Annotated in this window: 15 protein-coding genes and 1 tRNA gene; 7 read left to right on the top strand and 9 right to left on the bottom strand. The window is 53.3% G+C overall.

Features of this window, described 5'->3' with window-relative positions; translation table 11 throughout:
* Positions 1–399, top strand: a complete 399-nt coding sequence (locus tag TMES_RS05445; protein ID WP_245835224.1) for a glutathione binding-like protein — start codon at positions 1–3, stop codon at positions 397–399.
* A gap of 142 nt (positions 400–541) precedes the next feature.
* Here the strand turns inward: TMES_RS05445 and TMES_RS05450 are convergent, their stop codons facing one another.
* Positions 542–730, bottom strand: a complete 189-nt coding sequence (locus TMES_RS05450; protein WP_085580298.1) for a hypothetical protein — start codon at positions 728–730, stop codon at positions 542–544.
* Positions 731–942: 212 nt separating this feature from the next.
* Here TMES_RS05450 and TMES_RS05455 point away from each other — a divergent pair, with 212 nt between their 5' ends.
* The 3 genes from TMES_RS05455 to TMES_RS05470 all read left to right on the top strand — a co-directional run bounded on the left by TMES_RS05455 (position 943) and on the right by TMES_RS05470 (position 2,539).
* A complete protein-coding gene (locus tag TMES_RS05455; RefSeq protein ID WP_085580300.1) occupies positions 943–1,233 on the top strand; it encodes a hypothetical protein in 291 nt (96 codons plus the stop codon).
* Positions 1,234–1,332: 99 nt separating this feature from the next.
* Positions 1,333–1,626, top strand: a complete 294-nt coding sequence (gene rpmB, locus TMES_RS05460) for a 50S ribosomal protein L28 (protein ID WP_085580302.1) — start codon at positions 1,333–1,335, stop codon at positions 1,624–1,626.
* A 346-nt stretch (positions 1,627–1,972) separates the two neighbouring features.
* Positions 1,973–2,539 (top strand): HNH endonuclease, encoded by a 567-nt coding sequence (locus TMES_RS05470; protein WP_085580306.1) that lies wholly within the window; start codon positions 1,973–1,975, stop codon positions 2,537–2,539.
* Between the two features lie 259 nt (positions 2,540–2,798).
* On the opposite strand, the gene TMES_RS05475 is transcribed toward TMES_RS05470, so the two are convergent.
* Both TMES_RS05475 and TMES_RS05480 read right to left on the bottom strand, forming a co-directional pair.
* Entirely contained in the window at positions 2,799–3,317 is a 519-nt protein-coding gene (locus TMES_RS05475) for a disulfide bond formation protein B (protein ID WP_085580308.1), read from the bottom strand.
* 37 nt (positions 3,318–3,354) lie between these two features.
* Positions 3,355–3,936: a YqaA family protein gene (locus tag TMES_RS05480; protein ID WP_085581185.1), complete on the bottom strand. Its 582-nt coding sequence runs from the start codon at positions 3,934–3,936 to the stop codon at positions 3,355–3,357.
* 205 nt (positions 3,937–4,141) lie between these two features.
* Between TMES_RS05480 and TMES_RS05485 the strand changes: the two genes are divergently transcribed.
* Positions 4,142–4,227 (top strand) — tRNA-Leu (locus tag TMES_RS05485).
* A 452-nt stretch (positions 4,228–4,679) separates the two neighbouring features.
* Here the strand turns inward: TMES_RS05485 and TMES_RS05490 are convergent.
* The gene (locus TMES_RS05490; RefSeq protein WP_085580310.1) at positions 4,680–5,093 is read right to left on the bottom strand and encodes an H-NS histone family protein; all 414 of its coding nucleotides are present in this window, start codon (positions 5,091–5,093) and stop codon (positions 4,680–4,682) included.
* A 1,396-nt stretch (positions 5,094–6,489) separates the two neighbouring features.
* Here TMES_RS05490 and TMES_RS05500 point away from each other — a divergent pair.
* Entirely contained in the window at positions 6,490–7,980 is a 1,491-nt protein-coding gene (locus tag TMES_RS05500; RefSeq protein ID WP_085580314.1) for a methyl-accepting chemotaxis protein, read from the top strand.
* Between the two features lie 112 nt (positions 7,981–8,092).
* On the opposite strand, the gene TMES_RS05505 is transcribed toward TMES_RS05500, so the two are convergent.
* A complete protein-coding gene (locus tag TMES_RS05505; protein ID WP_085580316.1) occupies positions 8,093–9,256 on the bottom strand; it encodes a mandelate racemase/muconate lactonizing enzyme family protein in 1,164 nt (387 codons plus the stop codon).
* Between the two features lie 116 nt (positions 9,257–9,372).
* On the opposite strand from TMES_RS05505, the gene TMES_RS05510 reads away from it, so the two are divergent.
* A complete protein-coding gene (locus TMES_RS05510) occupies positions 9,373–10,266 on the top strand; it encodes a LysR substrate-binding domain-containing protein (RefSeq protein ID WP_085580318.1) in 894 nt (297 codons plus the stop codon).
* A 115-nt stretch (positions 10,267–10,381) separates the two neighbouring features.
* Here TMES_RS05510 and TMES_RS05515 read toward each other — a convergent pair whose 3' ends face one another.
* Genes TMES_RS05515 through TMES_RS05530 form a run of 4 tightly spaced genes read right to left on the bottom strand, consistent with a single transcriptional unit; the run spans position 10,382 to position 16,067 of the window.
* Positions 10,382–11,458, bottom strand: coding sequence for a tartrate dehydrogenase (locus TMES_RS05515; RefSeq protein ID WP_085580320.1), 1,077 nt, complete (start codon positions 11,456–11,458; stop codon positions 10,382–10,384).
* Between the two features lie 50 nt (positions 11,459–11,508).
* The gene (locus TMES_RS05520; RefSeq protein WP_143589549.1) at positions 11,509–12,846 is read right to left on the bottom strand and encodes a glycerate kinase type-2 family protein; all 1,338 of its coding nucleotides are present in this window, start codon (positions 12,844–12,846) and stop codon (positions 11,509–11,511) included.
* A gap of 56 nt (positions 12,847–12,902) precedes the next feature.
* Entirely contained in the window at positions 12,903–13,979 is a 1,077-nt protein-coding gene (locus tag TMES_RS05525; protein ID WP_085580322.1) for a tartrate dehydrogenase, read from the bottom strand.
* Positions 13,980–14,030: 51 nt separating this feature from the next.
* Positions 14,031–16,067, bottom strand: a complete 2,037-nt coding sequence (locus tag TMES_RS05530; RefSeq protein WP_085580324.1) for a tripartite tricarboxylate transporter permease — start codon at positions 16,065–16,067, stop codon at positions 14,031–14,033.
* Positions 16,068–16,096 lie beyond the last annotated feature (29 nt).

Genomic DNA, 16,096 nt, shown 5'->3' on the forward strand with positions numbered 1-16,096 from the left:
TTGGCAGATTGTTTTTGGGAAAGTGGAATTTCGCCCGAGCCCGGTTCGGCCCGCCGGACTGCAATGGATGCGATGCTGGTTGAAATTGAACGCGACATGCATGTTCAGTTTGCCTCCTTGCATCAAAAAAACGTTGATAAGGACCAGCGCGACGCTGCCTTTGCCAAGCTGAGTGTGCAATTTGAAAAGTTTGAAACGCTTTTTTCCGACGGCCGCAAATATTTGCTGGGCCGGGAGTTTAGCGTTGCCGATGCCTATTTGTTTGTCGCCATTAATTGGGCCGGAATATCGGGGCTGAATATTTTTCGCTGGCCCCATATTGGCGATTATTCTGATCGCATGCGGGCCCGCCCATCGGTATTGGCCGCCATGCGGGCCGAAGGCCTGATTGTGGATTAAATCGGGGCGCTGTTTTTGTCTGTATCCTAATGTTTGCACCCCGATTGGGGTGGTATGGTGCCCAAAACCGGTAACCACAAACAAAACAGCCTGCCGAGCGTTCGGCAGGCTGTTTTGGTGTTATCACGATAAAGTCGAAGGCCTAGCGGCTGAAATCGAGCAGCACCAGAAAGGCAACCGGAACCAGCGCCAGCGCGACATAGATCCATGCCGAGGCAATGGAAATGCCAAGGGCAGCCAAGACGAAACCGGTCAGATACAGCACCAGACCAATAACGGCGACCAGCAGAATGCCGATTAACGGCAAGGCAACTTTGGAATCGGTTTTCATTTACGCATTGCTCCCCAAGCGCGGGCCCGTCACGGGCGGGCTCCGTAAAATCTGCTGCACCATAACACCGGCGGCCAAAACCTGTTTTGACAAGGATCAATGTCGCCATGGTCCGGGGGGCGATTTCAATTTTGCAATAAAAATGCTGATGCGATGCTGATACCAGGTGCCTGCACGGGGCGGGCGAACACTATATATAAGCACTGTCCCACATGGTGACGGTGCTTTGCCCGGTGTTGTTGTTAAAAGCGTTCTTCGGGTTCTGGCGATATTTCGGGGCGACTCACATCATCGGTCTGGTGCGAATCCCGTGTGGATGCCGGGTAAAAAGCGGGATCAAGGCCGGAAACGTTCAAAAATACGTCTGGTTTATTGGCCGAAAACGGGCGAATTTCACCTGTAGATTGGGCAAGATTGCGATGGAAATGGCTAAAAACGGCAATCTGGGCGGGAAACGAATTTTTCCGGTGCGATTATTGATGAAATGCATGGAACGGGCTTGACGGCATTGGTTTGAGGCAGTATTAACCCGGCTCCAAGCGCGGGCCTGCATGTTCAGGCCAAGCGTCCTTTTGCGAATTTTTAGACCAGGAGATCAGGTCATGGCACGTCGCTGCCCGGTATCCGGCAAAGGCGTTTTGGTCGGCATGAATGTGAGCCACGCCCACAATCGCACCAAACGTCGTTTTCTTCCGAATTTGCAGCAGACCTCGCTGCTGAGCGAATCGCTCGGCCGTTCGGTCCGTATGCGTTTGACGACCAATGCAATCCGCACCATCGAAAAACGTGGTGGCCTGGATGCATATCTGATTGGCACAGCGAATACCAAGCTGGACGCCAGCCTGCTTAAGGTCAAACGTCAGATCGTTAAAGCTGCTGAAGCAAAAGCTGCCTAAGGCAATTTTGTTTGTTAAAGTACAAAGGCCCGTTTTTGACGGGCCTTTTGCTTTTGATATTTTGCCGAAAGGCCGCCAACAGCCGGAACCGTGTGTTCCGGTTGTTTTGCGTTCTGGCGGGCTGTTTTGCGGGGGTAAGCCGGGTGCAGGTTTCATCGCTGCGGTGCGGCGACTCGGTTCATTTGCAATTTTGCGCTTTTGGGAAAATCGTTTATACTTTTCTCAATCAGTGATTTATGCGTGCGTTACCACCCGGATGTAAAACGTCACAGGATGTTAACAAGCCCCGTGTGACGAAGATGCTAGACAGGCGGTACGACTCTGTAAACACGGCGGAGCGGATGAAATGTTTCTATCGCCCAATACGTGTCCAGCCCTTGTTCTTAACGCGGATTTTCGCCCGTTAAGCTACTTCCCGCTGTCTTTGTGGTCCTGGCAGGATACGTTAAAGGCGGTGTTCCTCGATCGGGTTAATGTTCTGTCGGAATATGACCGCGAGGTACGTTCGCCTTCCTTTAAAATGAAATTACCCAGTGTGATTTCGTTAAAAGAATATGTGCCAATCAAAAGCACACCTGCCTTTACGCGTTTTAATGTTTTTTTACGCGACCGTTTCAGCTGTCAGTATTGTGGCGACCGGTTGCCGGTTAATAATTTGACGTTCGATCATGTGGTGCCGCGCTGTCGGGGCGGTCGCACGAACTGGACCAATATTGTTGCGGCATGTGGCAATTGTAATTTGCACAAGGGAAGCCGATCGGTGAAAGAGGCCGGGTTGCATTTGCGCCGGCGGCCCGATCAGCCCACGATGCAGCAATTGCTGGCTATCGGACGATCTTTCCCGCCAAATTATCTTCATGAAAGTTGGCGGGATTTTTTATACTGGGATACCGAACTCGATTACGACTTTTGACGAAACATGCTCTAGCTCTTGCGGGCCGAAGCGATCACCGCCTGCCCTCTGGGGTGGCGGGCCCAAAGAAGCCCTGTCCGTCGTCTCGGAAGTCGGGTGGTGCGTTATCCTGACCCGATTTGACGGGGGTGTTGGCGACGTTGATGGCGCGGTGCTTTCACTGCGCAAATTCCGGGCTTGCCGACATGCAAAAAGCCGACACCTGATAAAAGGCGTCGGCTTTGATTTTTGCGGCACGAAACTGACGGATCGTGATCGATCAGTTATGGGTGCGCATCATCTTGCTGGTTGGGGCCATCAGGCAGAAAATCGCCATCGCGGCTGAAAAATACATATTGACCGTTGGCATGGTAATGCCAAACAGCTTCCATTCGACCTTGTCGCACCGGACAATCGGTTGGGCTAACAGTTGCGCCTTGAGGTCGGCAACATTGCTGGCGCCGCTTTGCAGGCCGCCACACATTTCCGGGCCATCCCACCACAGTTCCTGTACCCCGACATGGTAAAACGCAATGCCGGCACCAATGGCAAAGGCCAGGGCGCACAGATAGATCAGCCCGCGCGAGATGCCGGGCTGGCGCAAAAACAGCAGCGACACCAGGGCCAGGCCAAGTACACTATAATAAGGGACGCGTTGATACAGGCACAGCAGGCACGGCAGAAGTTTCTGGATATACTGGGCGTAGAACGCAAAGCCAAGGCTGCCGGCAGACACCAGAAAGATAAACAGTCCAGGTGTCGCTGACGGTCTGCGACGGCGAGAATATGAGGATCCCATGAGGCTCCCTCCATGACGCGGGGTGGGTAAGTTGATGTCAGATCAGATATTTGATCGCGACAAACCCCCCGACCAACCCAATTATGAAAATACTAAAGACAAGGCCCAGCCGTTTTTCAATAAAATCGCGAATGGGCGGCCCGAATTTCCAGATCAGGGCCGCGATCAGGAAAAAGCGCACGCCGCGCGCCAGAACCGACGCAATTGAAAAAACAACCGGGTCCAGCCCGGTGACACCGGACAGAATGGTGATGACCTTGTAGGGGAACGGGGTGACGCCAGCGATAAACACCGCCCAGGCGCCCCACTGATTGTAATAGTCGCGGAACTGGTCAAATTTGGCGCTGTAGCCGTAAAAGTCCAAAACCGGGCGTCCAACGCTGTCAAACAGGAAATGGCCGATGGCATAGCCTGCCATGCCGCCCAGAACCGAGCCGACCATGCAGATGGCAGCAAAGCGCCACGCTTTGTTGCGGGCGGCCAGGATCATTGGAATAAGTAAAATATCGGGTGGAAGCGGGAAAAACGAGCTTTCAGCAAAGGCAATGACAAAAAGGGCAATAGCAGCATGGCGATGAGAAGCCAGGCTCAGGGTCCAGTCATAGAGTTTGCGAAGCACCAGTTGCGACCTTTGATTTCGGGGCCGCAAACCGGCCAGTAAATTGCTGAAACGAGATGCGATGTAACTCCATTTGCCGCCTTGCTGCAATGCTTTCTGACACAAACGTGATTTACATGATTTTTTTAAGAAAACCCCCATTGACCCGCGCAAATTTCTCGCTATTATCCGCCCCCACGATGGACGGCGCATATAGCGCCTTGCTGCCCCTGTGGCGGAATTGGTAGACGCGGCAGACTCAAAATCTGTTTCACTTTGTGAGTGGGAGTTCGATTCTCCCCGGGGGCACCATCGATCTTAAACCCGACCTGTAATGGTTGGGTTTTTTGCTTTTCAAGCCCGGGTTTTTTTCCCGCATTTTACCCGGTCCGCCCTGACATATTGCGATTGTCCGGGGGCGTGGTATCCGTCATGCCAAACTTGCTTCTGCGCCCGGCACAACACCCCGTGACGACGGGTTTTCAACACTGCGCGATTATTCCGCCATGTCCGCACGCATGGGCGGAGAAATACAATCTTTCCGGTTTGGTTTTTTGATCGCCGCGATTTTACAGGGTCGGCCTTTTGGTCTGGTGACGCTTGGCTAAAGCCCGGTTGCTTGTCTGGTTGTTTACCCGTTTGTTTGCACGGGCGCATTTTCGCGGGTTCACGGCGGGCATGTATTAAGGCCTGTATTCAGGCATCAAGGCCGGTCAGGGTGGGATAAAGTGAAAAAAAAGGCCCCCGTTCGGGAGCCTTCTTTCTTATTTGTCGAGATCGGCGAGGTGGATTTTATAATTGGGATGTTCCGGGTTCAGGTAAGCCGGATCATTTTTGACGGCGTCAACCGTGGTCCCTTTTTCCTCAGCCAGCTTGAGAACCCAGCCAATAACACGGCCACGGCCGGTCCAGGTTTCTTCAAGGTTATCGGGGTTGCGGTATTTGGGCGGCGACGACTGTTTGTTTTTGGTCGGCGCAGCAGCAGAGCCCGAGGTCAGTTTAAAAACTTCAGGATAAAGTTCGCGGATGGAAAATCCGGCGTCGTTAAGCTTTTGGTTAAACTCGGCACGAAGATCACTGATCGCTTGTTCTTTGCGGCTTTCAACTTCTTCTTCGGCATGCTCCATCAAATCGCGAAGCTCTTTATAACTTAATTTCGAAATATCGATTTTATCCATAATTTTCTCCTGAGTGGAATAATTTCTTCGCCTTACATAGTGCCTATTCTTCCGAAGGGCAATATGTTTTGCCAGAAAACAGTTTCATAATATGCAAAACCGCGATGATGTTAAATTGGTTTTTTTATTTTTGATTGAAAGCGTTGTTTGGTGCGCAATTTTAAATTCGCCTGCGAACGAACAAATTTATCGAAAAAGAAAGGGACCCCAATAATCCTGGCGACATAACAATTCGACCGGTTTTCCTTGTGAATTGACCGCGAAACCCCGGATATGGCGCACTGTCATTCCTGGAATTGTTGATATATTGGGTTGAAATTTATTTTAATTTTCAATTTTTGGTATTACCACTTTGCGTTGGATATTACAGGATTGATGTTTGTTGGCGATGGTTTGGAATGCCGGTTCAGGAAGCATATATCTATGTATAGTGTTGTTTTGGGGTAGAGAAAGAACAACCGCCAATTAGTTCAAAATTCCGGGTTTTTCAGTTTTGCTCGTTTGAAAAGCAGGCGAAAATGGTGCCGAAAGCCCTCCGAGTATGGTGGAATTAAGGTTTTGGTCCCTGGATTCCTGCGGTGCTCCGGGGAAATTCAGGAGTAAATCAGGGGTATAAGTATTAAGGGGTTGTTTTGATCAAAACGGCCATGGCCCGTTCTATGCCCTTTATGAGCATGTTAATTTGGCTCCCTTCGCAGAATAGCCCAGCCTATGTATTTCGCACCGTTTCAGAACGGTGCGTAGCGGTATTTCATGCGCATTTCGGGCGTCTTGCAGGTGAGGTTCTCCCCTTGGCAATCCAAAGCGTAATCCTGCCCGTACAGAGCCGCGCGATAAAGGGAAAAGCCGGTATGGCGCAGATGGTGCCACATGTTCAGCTGAAGGCGGCATTGCAAGGGGCGCAGAATGGGTTGCCAGAGGGCTGTCTTGCGAGATGGGTGCAGGGGGAGATTTCAACATTTCTACCTTTGGGGACGTATTGAGGGGGCGCACGGCTTGGTTTTAAAGCAAGTTATTGAAATAATTCATTTAACTTCAATATTTGGAACCTATACAAAAATACGGGTTAAGCGTTGATTTTCAGGTATAAAAATATACCTTTGGGGTAGGTCTTTAGCCGCAATTCTGTTCCGGGTCCTCGTTTGGGGATGTCGTTACAGGGTTCGGTTCTTTTACAGTTGTTTTCGAAAAGTCAGATGCGCGCCCTGCCAACAAAGTTGTGGCTGATCGTGTTCTGTTTTCTTGCCATGCATTCCTTTTGGGGTGGCTGGTTTTCTTTTTTGCGTCCCGAACTTGCCGCTTTGGTCAATTGACCGGCTGGTACTAAATATCGGGAAAGCGCAATTACACTGGATGCTCGACTTTTTTGTCAGGCACGTTTTACGGAGTTTATTCCTTGTTCGGGTTTGGGAAAATCACGTCGCGCAAAGCGCGGGAATACCAGCAGGTTATCCTGTCGCTTGATAAATCGGCTGCTGTTATTGAATTTGATCTTGATGGCAAAATATTGCAGGCCAACGAAAACTTTCTGAAAGTGACGGGGTACCGCGCCGACGAAATTATCGGCAAACATCACAGAATGTTTGTGACCCAAAGCTATGGTCAAAGTGCCGAATATCGCGCGTTCTGGCAAAAGCTGGCAAAGGGTGAATTTCAGGCATCCGCTTTTCAGCGTGTTGGCAAGGGTGGCAAAAACATCTGGCTTGAGGCGTCTTATAACCCGGTATTTGACAGCAACGGCCACCCGATCAAAGTGGTCAAGTTTGCCTATGATGTGACAGTAAAGCGTGAAGAACGGGCCGAAATGCAAAGCATGTTGAATGCTCTGCAGAAATCGCAGGCGGTTATCCAGTTTAATCTTGATGGAACAGTGATTTCGGCCAACGAAAATTTCCTTGCCGTCATGGGGTATCGTGCCGATGAAATTATTGGCAAACATCACAGCATGTTTGTAACGGCCGAGGAAAAAAACAGCGAGGCGTATCGGTCGTTCTGGCGGTCGCTTAATGCCGGTAAGTTTGAAGCAGCCCAGTTTCACCGGTTGGCAAAAGGTGGCAAGTCGGTCTGGATCGAGGCATCCTATAACCCGATTTTTAATGCGGCGGGCGAGGTTTACAAGGTGGTTAAATTTGCCACCGATATTACACCCCAGGTCAATTTGCTTGTCGAACTTAAATCCATGATCGACAATAACTTTTCCAATATTGAAGCCGCAATTGCCGATTTGCAACAAACGGCCCAGCAGGCGGTCGAGGCGTCGTCCGATACGGTTTCCAGTGTTCAGACTGTTACGACCGGCACCGAGCAAATGAGCGTCTCTATTTCCGAGATTTCCCGCAACATGATGGAATCGCAAAGCACCACCGAAAAAATGGTTCAGGAAACCGTTTTGGCCGACGAATCGACCCAGCGTATGGCCAAGGTGGTGGAAGCCATGACCGGTATTGTCGAGGTTATTCAAGATATTGCCGGGCAAATTAATTTGCTGGCGCTAAATGCGACGATTGAAGCCGCCCGTGCTGGTGACGCAGGTAAAGGTTTTGCCGTGGTTGCCAACGAGGTTAAAAATCTTGCCAATCAGGCCGCGCGGGCGACAGGCCAGATTTCCGGTGAAATTCAGGGCATTCAGCAAATTACCTCCGAGGTTGTCGGGGCGTTGCAGACCATTCGAGCTTCGGTTGAAACGGTGCGCGATGCCGTGGGGGTGACCTCGGACGCGCTGGGACGCCAGACCAGCATTACCACTGATGTTTCCGAAAATATGCGGACGATGAATTTTGCCATCGAAAGTTTCTCGCGCAATATAGACGATATCCGGCAAACGGTTGAGCATGTGTCGCAGTCGGTTTTCGACACCCGTGCCGCCGCCGAGGTTTTGGCGCGTTAGGCATTATCTTTCGTCGCGTAGCACAGAAATATCAAAAGGAAGGTCCGCCTGGCGCACCTTCCTTTTGTTTTTGCGGGCGGGTTAGTGCCGCCTTGCCAGATTGTCCGCGATATTATTGGGCCAACGCGCGCATAACGCTGATCAAATCGGATTTGCCTTCAAAACCGATGCCGGTCAGCTCGGGCATGGTGATGTGACCGTTTTCGACCTTTACGCTATCGGGGAAGCCGCCATAGGGCTGGAACAGGTCGGGATAGCTTTCGTTACCACCCAGCCCAAGGCCCGCGGCAATGTTTAGCGACATCTGGTGTCCGCCATGCGGGATGCAGCGTTTGGGCGACCAGCCCGCCTGTTTGATAACATCAAGCGTACGCAAATATTCGACAAGGCCATAAGAAAGCGCACAATCAAATTGCAGCCAGTCGCGGTCGGGCCGCATGCCACCATGACGCAGCAAATTGCGCGCATCCTGATGCGAAAACAGGTTTTCGCCGGTGGCCATGGCGCCGGGGTAAAATTCGGCCATTGCCGCCTGAAGCTGATAATCGAGCGGATCGCCAATTTCCTCGTACCAGAATAGCGGGTATTGGCGCAGCATTTTGGCATAGGCGATGCCGGTTTCAAGGTCGAACCGGCCATTGGCATCGACCGCCAATTGGGCCTGATCGCCAATTTCTTCCAGCACTGCTTCAATCCGGCGTTGGTCTTCATCAATATCGGCACCACCGATTTTCATTTTAACAACAGTGTAGCCGCGATTAAGGTAGCCGCGCATTTCATTGCGAAGCGCGCCCAGATCCTTGCCGGGGTAATAATAGCCACCGGCGGCATAAACAAACACGCGCGGGTCGGCTTCAACACCGTTTTGCTCGGCCAGCAGGCGAAACAGGGGTTTGTCGGCAATTTTCGCCACCGCGTCCCACACCGCCATATCAATGGTGCCCACCGCGACCGAGCGTTCGCCGTGCCCGCCGGGCTTTTCGTTTTGCATCATCGCCGACCAGATTTTATGCGGGTCCAGATTATCACCCGCATCGTTAAGCAGGCTGTTATCGTCGGCCTGCAAAATGCGATCGCGAAACCGTTCGCGGATCAAGCCACCCTGCCCATAACGACCGTTGGAATTAAAGCCATAGCCGACAACACGGCGGCCATTGCGTTCCACATCGGTCACAACAGCAACCAGACTGGCCGTCATTTTGGAAAAATCGATATAGGCATTACGGATGGGGGAGGAAATGGGTTTGGTGATTTCGACAACATCAAGAATACGCATAACAAATGGCCCTGTTTTGGCGGTTAATCCTGTTTGATGGGGGGATATTAGGGCTTGCAAGGCGCGTGCGGCTAATGCCAATCTGGTGTTTGGTTATACAAAAACGGCATTACCAAATGGAACTGCGCTGGTTTGAAGATTACATTGCGCTGGCAGAAAGCCTTAATTTTTCAAAGGCGGCACAGGCGCGCAATATTACCCAGCCCGCCTTTAGCCGCCGGATCCGCGCGCTTGAAAGCTGGGTCGGTACGCCGCTGTTTGAGCGCACTACGCACGATGTTGCGCTAACCCCGGCGGGGCTGCATTTTCGCAATCAGGCAGAATCACTTACCCGGTCGATTTTGCAATTGCGCCGGGAAACCTGCGAGGTCGCCGGGCAAAAACAGGCCATTATCGGCTTTGCCGCCACCCATGCGCTGTCCTTTACCTTTTTTCCGGGCTGGATGCAGGAAATGGGGCGGTTAATGCCGCTGGGCACCCTTAACCTGATATCGGACAGTATGCAGGCCTGTGAACAGGTGATGCAGCGTGGCGATGCGCAATTTTTGCTGGCCCATTTTCAGGGTCAAATGCAAAGCAACCTGCCTGCCGGGCAGTTTAAAAGCGTGGTAATTGGTACAGACCGCCTGATACCGCTGTGTGCGCCGGAATTTGACCAAAAATCGGCGATTTCGGCGGGGGATGTGCCTTGGCTGGCCTATCGTCGGGAATCGGGCCTGGGGCGCATTATGCGGGCCAGTTGGGCTGAAACGGCACCATCCTTTGCATTGCGTGAAAGTTTTACATCGCATCTGGCGGCTACGTTGCAATCCATGGCGCGGTCCGGGGCCGGGGTGGCGTGGCTGCCTGAAACGGTCGCACAAAGCGATGTTAGCACGGGGCAACTGGTGCCCTTCGGCGCGGAGGATTTGATTATTCCCATTGAAATCCGGCTGTTTCGCCCGGCCAGCCGCCAAAGCCCGATGATCGAGGCTTTTTGGCAGTTGGTGACAAAACAGGGCAGTTCCTGAAATGCTGCAGGTATTGGCGCTTGCAGTTTGACCATGCCCGGCCCGGCGCACAGCAGAATACCATCTGCGATGTGACCGGGCCGGGATGTTCTATGCCTTGCCGGTTTGGCCGGGATTATGCCGAAACTGCATTGGCAATGGCTTTGCCACATGTGACGGTGTCGGCCTTGCCGCCAAGATCGCGGGTGCGCAGATTTTCATCGACCAGCACACTTTCAATCGCCCGCAAAATGGCGTCGTGGGCGTCGGAATACCCCAGATGATCCAGCATCATCGCCCCGGCCCAAATCTGACCAATCGGGTTGGCAATGCCTTGCCCGGCAATATCGGGGGCCGATCCATGGACCGGCTCGAACAGGGAGGGGAATTTACCTTCGGGGTTGATATTGCCCGAGGGCGCAATGCCGATGGTGCCGGTACAGGCCGGGCCAAGGTCGGACAGGATATCGCCAAACAGGTTAGAGGCAACAACCACGTCGAACCGGTCCGGGTTGAGCACAAAATGGGCGGTCAGAATGTCGATATGGTATTTATCCCAAGTGATGTCAGGATAATTTTTCGCCATTTCGATCACCCGTTCATCCCAATAGGGCATGGTAATGGAAATGCCGTTGGATTTGGTGGCCGAGGTCAGGCGTTTGCGCGGGCGTTTTTGCGCCAGATCGAACGCATATTTCAAAATACGGTCAACCCCGGTGCGGGTCATGACGGTTTCCTGCATCACCACTTCGCGGTCGGTACCGGGGAACATCTTGCCGCCGATGGAGGAATATTCGCCTTCGGTATTTTCGCGCACCACATAAAAATCAATATCGCCGGGTTTACGGCCTGCCAGCGGAGAAGGCACACCGGGCATCAACCGCGCCGGGCGCAGGCTGACATATTGGTCAAAGTCGCGGCGAAACTTAATGAGTGATCCCCACAATGAAATGTGGTCCGGCACGGTGGCAGGCCACCCAACGGCACCGTAAAAAATGGCATCATGGTTGCCAACCTGGTCTTTCCAGTCGTCGGGCATCATCTGGCCGTGTTTGGCGTAATAGTCGCAGCTGGAAAAATCGAAATCATCGAAATGAAGGTCGATATTAAACGCCTTTGCCGTGGCTTTTAGAACACGAACCCCTTCGGGGGCGACTTCCTTGCCAATCCCGTCGCCGGGGATGACTGCGATTTTATGGGTTTTGTTCGACATGGTGGTCTTTCCTGCGTCGTTTGATCGGGGTGACGGGGTATAGAGGGTGATTATAATGCTGTTGGGTCCATAACCAGAATGGCGCGAAAGTCATTCACATTGGTCAGCGTCGGCCCGGTGATAATGTGATCGCCCAGTTTTTCAAAAAAGCCGTGGCCGTTATTGTCGGCCAACTGGTCTTTGATGTTGATGTTTTTCTGACGGGCACGCGCGATGGTGTCGGGCGTGATCATGGCACCGGCAATTTCTTCGATGCCATCAATGCCGTCGGTATCGCCAGCAATGGCATAAATGCCGGATTGCCCGTTAAGGGTGTTTGCCAGTGCCATTAAAAATTCCACATTGCGCCCACCGCGCCCCGTGCCCCGGATGGTAACGGTTGTTTCACCCCCCGATAGCAGGATGCAGGGCGCTTGAAAAGGCTGGCCATATTTTTGCACCTGGCGGGCGATACCGGCCATCACACCGGCAACATCGCGGGCTTCGCCTTCGATGCTGTCGCCCAGAATATGGGCCGCAATACCATGATCGGCGCATAGCTTTGCCGCCGCTTCCAGTGCCATTTGCGGGGTGGCGACCATGTGGCTGGTGACGTTGTGCAAACGGGCATCGCCGGGTTTAATGGTTTCACCAATTCCGTTGCGCAAGACGGTTAAAATCGCGGGGGCGGCATTAATATTGTAGTGCTGCAAAATTGCCAGTGCATCACCGCAGGTGGTGGGGTCGGCGTTGGTCGGGCCGGAGGCGATATCCAGGAAATCATCACCCGGCACATCGGAAATGGCATACATCATGACCGTTGCGGGATGGCAAAGGGCGGCCAGTTTGCCACCTTTGACTTGCGAGATATGTCGTCTTACGCAATTCATTTCCGAAATGCTGGCACCGGATTTTAACAAATCGCGGTTTAAGGCCTGCTTTTCATCAAGGGTAATCGGCGCAATCGGATCGACCAGAAGGGCTGATCCGCCGCCCGATATCAGGCAAATAACAAGGTCATCGGCGGACAGGTTTTGCACCGCATTGCAAATTTCACGGGTGGCGGCAATTCCGGCAGCATCGGGCACTGGGTGTGATGCCGACATAACGCGAATTTTACGGGTCGGAACTTCGTGCCCATAGCGCGTCACAACCACGCCGGATAAATCGACATCGTTGCCCCAATGTTGCTCAAGCGCGCTTGCCATTGCCGCAGCGGCCTTGCCCGCCCCGATGACGACGGTTTTGCCATTTACGGAGGGTGTTGGCAGGTGCGGAGGCAGGCAAAATACCGGGTCGGCCGCCTTGATGGCCGTTCGAAACAAAACGTCCAGAAAGTGACGAATGTCATCGGGTGATGACAGGTCGTAACCGGTTGTTTTTTCAGAAAAGTCAAAAGGCGGTGTCATCGATATTCTGCCTGCGGTTTTGGCGGATTTTATGTGCGGAACCGGCTTAAAAGCGGTTAGCTGTTATCGCCCATGATGGCGGCAATAACGGCGTCGGTCACTTCGCGCGTGGTGGCCTTGCCGCCCAGATCGGGGCTGTGCAAATCCGGGTTTGCGGTTACACGTTCAACTGCGCGCATCAAGCGGTCGGCGGCGGCCTGTTCGCCCAGATGTTCCAACATCATCACCGCACTCCAGAACGTGGCGACGGGGTTGGCAATGCCTTTGCCGGTAATATCAAACGCCGATCCATGAATGGGTTCAAACATGGACGGAAACTTGCGTTCCGGATTCAGGTTGGCGGTGGGGGCAATGCCGAGCGACCCGGCCAATGCGGCCGCCAGATCGGATAAAATATCGGCGTGCAGGTTGGTGGCAACAATGGTGTCAAGCGTTTCGGGTTTTAAGGTCATGCGCATGGTCATGGCATCGACCAGCATTTTATCGCATTCGACATCGGGGTAATCGCGGGCGACCTCGGCGGCAATTTCGTCCCACATCACCATGCCGTTGCGTTGCGCGTTGGATTTGGTCACCACGGTCAGTTTCTTGCGCGGGCGCGATTGCGCCAGATCGAAGGCAAATTTCATAATGCGGGTGACACCGGCGCGGGTGAAAATCGACACCTCGGTTGCGACTTCTTCGGGCAGGCCAACGTGCGAACGCCCGCCCTGACCGGCATATTCGCCTTCGGAATTTTCACGCACGATCACCCAGTCCAGATCGCCCTGTTTGACATTGCGAAGCGGGCTTTGAATGCCGGGTAAAATGCGGGTCGGGCGCACATTGGCATATTGGTCAAACGGTTGGCAAATCGCCAGGCGCAGGCCCCATAATGTGACATGGTCGGGCACATCGGGGGCACCAACAGCGCCAAAATAAATCGCATCGTGATTGGCGATCTGGCTGCGGCCATCGGCAGGCATCATGATGCCATGCTGTTTGTAATAATCCGACCCCCAGTCAAAATGATCGAACGATACGCCAAACTTGCCATCGCGCTTGGCCAGGGTGGTTAAAACCTCGATCCCGGCCGCAATAACCTCTTTGCCAATCCCGTCGCCGGGGATGGCAGCGATACGATAATTCTTCATGTTCAGTCTCTTGTGTTTGCTGTGTTTCGGTTTTTTACGGTCTGCTGGTGCCTAGAACAAAGTTCCTTGTGGCATACGGATCAGCAGGATTTCGGCCATCAGGAAATACATTGCACTGACAATGACGCACCCTGACAGCACGTGAAGGACGATGGATTTGGCCGGTAGGCCGTCATAGTTGGAGATCGCGATCAGCGCGAAAAACGCCAGGATGCCCGCGGCCAGAAAGCCGATAAACGGAATGGCGGCAATCCACACACCCATGGCAACCACAAGGCCAATCCGCCGCGGGGTTGACTCGGTATCGCGGGCAGGATCCACGGTGCCAGAGCCGCTTTTGCGCAGGATATTGATGCCAACGAAAATAGCGGCAAAAACAAGCAATACCGAGGCAATGGTGGTGGGAAATACCGACCCCATTGGCGTCATGGCCGGGGTTTGGCTAAGCGCCCAGGCACAAATCACGATCAATATCAGGGCAACGATAGTCCCGGCCATATCGCGCGGCTGGCTTAGCAAGCCGGTTTTGGGAATGGTGGCGGATGCCTGGGCATCGCTGATAATGTCGATGCCGGGGTTTTCGGCGGCCTGTTTTGCCAGGTCGCGGTTCTTTTTGCGATGGGCATAAACCGGGTAAAGCAGGGTAAAGGCAGCCAGTGCGACAATGCCAAGGCTAATCGGGCGGGCAAAAAACATGCCCAGAATATCGCCGCGCGCATTGCCAATCAAATAGGATTGCACAAAGCCCTGTTCGGCAATTTGGCCCAGAACCAGCCCCAAAACGATGGGGGACGGGGCAAAACCGCAACGGTTCAAGATCCAGCCTGCAATGCCCAGCCCAAACATCATTTGCACATCATGGATGTTGCTGTGAATGGCAAAGCTGCCAATGATGGTCAGGAACGCAATGGTCGGCACCAGCATGGTTTTGGGGATCGACGCGATGGATTTATAGGCATAACGCCCGATCAGCAAACCGGCAGGCAACATTAAAACCGTGGCAATCAGCAACCCGAAAATGAAGGTGTAAACAATTTCGCCCTGCTGGGTGAAAAGCGTTGGCCCGATTTTAATGCCCTGCACCAAAAGCGCGCCTAAAATGATGGCATCGGGCGGGGTGCCGGGAATACCCAACACCAGTGTGGGAATAAAACCACCGCCGACGGTGGCGTTATTGGCGGTTTCGGTGGCGATCACGCCATCGGGTTCGCCCTTGCCAAACCGTTCGGGATGTTTGGAGGACCGGCGCGCCTCGGAATAGGAAACCAGCCCGGCCACCGAGCCACCCGCCCCGGGCAGAACGCCAATGACGGTGCCTAAAATGGCACTGCGGATCACGTTAAACTTGCTGTTCCAGGCAATGCCAAATGCCTCGGCCAGACGAATGCCGCGATTGCCGGTTTCAACCTGTAAATGCGGGTCGCGGGTGGCAACCAGATCGATCAAGACGGGAATGCAGTAAAGGCCGATCAGGGCGGAAACAATATCAAAGCCGCCTAACAGGATTTGGCTGTTCATAGTAAAGCGTAAATCACCGCCAACAACCGCGACGCCAACCATTGCCAGCATCAGGCCAAAACACCCCCCCATAAGGCCCTTAAGGGTATTACCGACCGAGAGGGCGGAAATAAGGGTAAGGCCAAACATGGCGAGCCAGAAATATTCGGGCGGGCCAAAGGCCAGCGCAATTTTGGCCAGCGGTGGCGACAGCAGCAGCAAAAACACACCCCCGACAAGACCGCCAAAGACAGAAGATAGCGTTGCCAGTGTTACTGCGAGGCTGCCATCGCCACGTTTGGCCATCGGGAACCCGTCAAAGGTTGTGGCAATCGCCGACGGGGTGCCCGGTGTATTGACCAGAATGGCGGCAAAGGCCCCGCCATAAATGGCCCCGGTATAGATTGCCCCCAGGGCAATCAGGCCGGTGGCTGGATCCATTGTAAAAGTAAACGGGACCAGAACGGCCACCGCCATGGTGGCAGATAAACCCGGCAATGCCCCGATGACAGTGCCCAGAATAACGCCCCCTAGCGCCATAAGAATATTGAGCGGCGTTAGCGCGCTTAACAAATAGCCAAGCAATTCCATGGTGATAAACCTCCCTGATCCCGTTTCTT

Source organism: Thalassospira mesophila (assembly GCF_002115755.1).
Classification (GTDB): domain Bacteria; phylum Pseudomonadota; class Alphaproteobacteria; order Rhodospirillales; family Thalassospiraceae; genus Thalassospira; species Thalassospira mesophila.

What these genes read in the sequence shown, in the direction of transcription:
- TMES_RS05450 (WP_085580298.1), bottom strand. Translation starts at nt 730, where the DNA reads ATGAAAACCGATTCCAAAGTTGCCTTGCCGTTAATCGGCATTCTGCTG.
- TMES_RS05455 (WP_085580300.1), top strand. Translation starts at nt 943, where the DNA reads ATGGTGACGGTGCTTTGCCCGGTGTTGTTGTTAAAAGCGTTCTTCGGG.
- rpmB (WP_085580302.1), top strand. Translation starts at nt 1,333, where the DNA reads ATGGCACGTCGCTGCCCGGTATCCGGCAAAGGCGTTTTGGTCGGCATG.
- TMES_RS05470 (WP_085580306.1), top strand. Translation starts at nt 1,973, where the DNA reads ATGTTTCTATCGCCCAATACGTGTCCAGCCCTTGTTCTTAACGCGGAT.
- TMES_RS05475 (WP_085580308.1), bottom strand. Translation starts at nt 3,317, where the DNA reads ATGGGATCCTCATATTCTCGCCGTCGCAGACCGTCAGCGACACCTGGA.
- TMES_RS05490 (WP_085580310.1), bottom strand. Translation starts at nt 5,093, where the DNA reads ATGGATAAAATCGATATTTCGAAATTAAGTTATAAAGAGCTTCGCGAT.
- TMES_RS05505 (WP_085580316.1), bottom strand. Translation starts at nt 9,256, where the DNA reads ATGCGTATTCTTGATGTTGTCGAAATCACCAAACCCATTTCCTCCCCC.
- TMES_RS05510 (WP_085580318.1), top strand. Translation starts at nt 9,373, where the DNA reads ATGGAACTGCGCTGGTTTGAAGATTACATTGCGCTGGCAGAAAGCCTT.
- TMES_RS05515 (WP_085580320.1), bottom strand. Translation starts at nt 11,458, where the DNA reads ATGTCGAACAAAACCCATAAAATCGCAGTCATCCCCGGCGACGGGATT.
- TMES_RS05520 (WP_143589549.1), bottom strand. Translation starts at nt 12,846, where the DNA reads ATGACACCGCCTTTTGACTTTTCTGAAAAAACAACCGGTTACGACCTG.
- TMES_RS05525 (WP_085580322.1), bottom strand. Translation starts at nt 13,979, where the DNA reads ATGAAGAATTATCGTATCGCTGCCATCCCCGGCGACGGGATTGGCAAA.
- TMES_RS05530 (WP_085580324.1), bottom strand. Translation starts at nt 16,067, where the DNA reads ATGGAATTGCTTGGCTATTTGTTAAGCGCGCTAACGCCGCTCAATATT.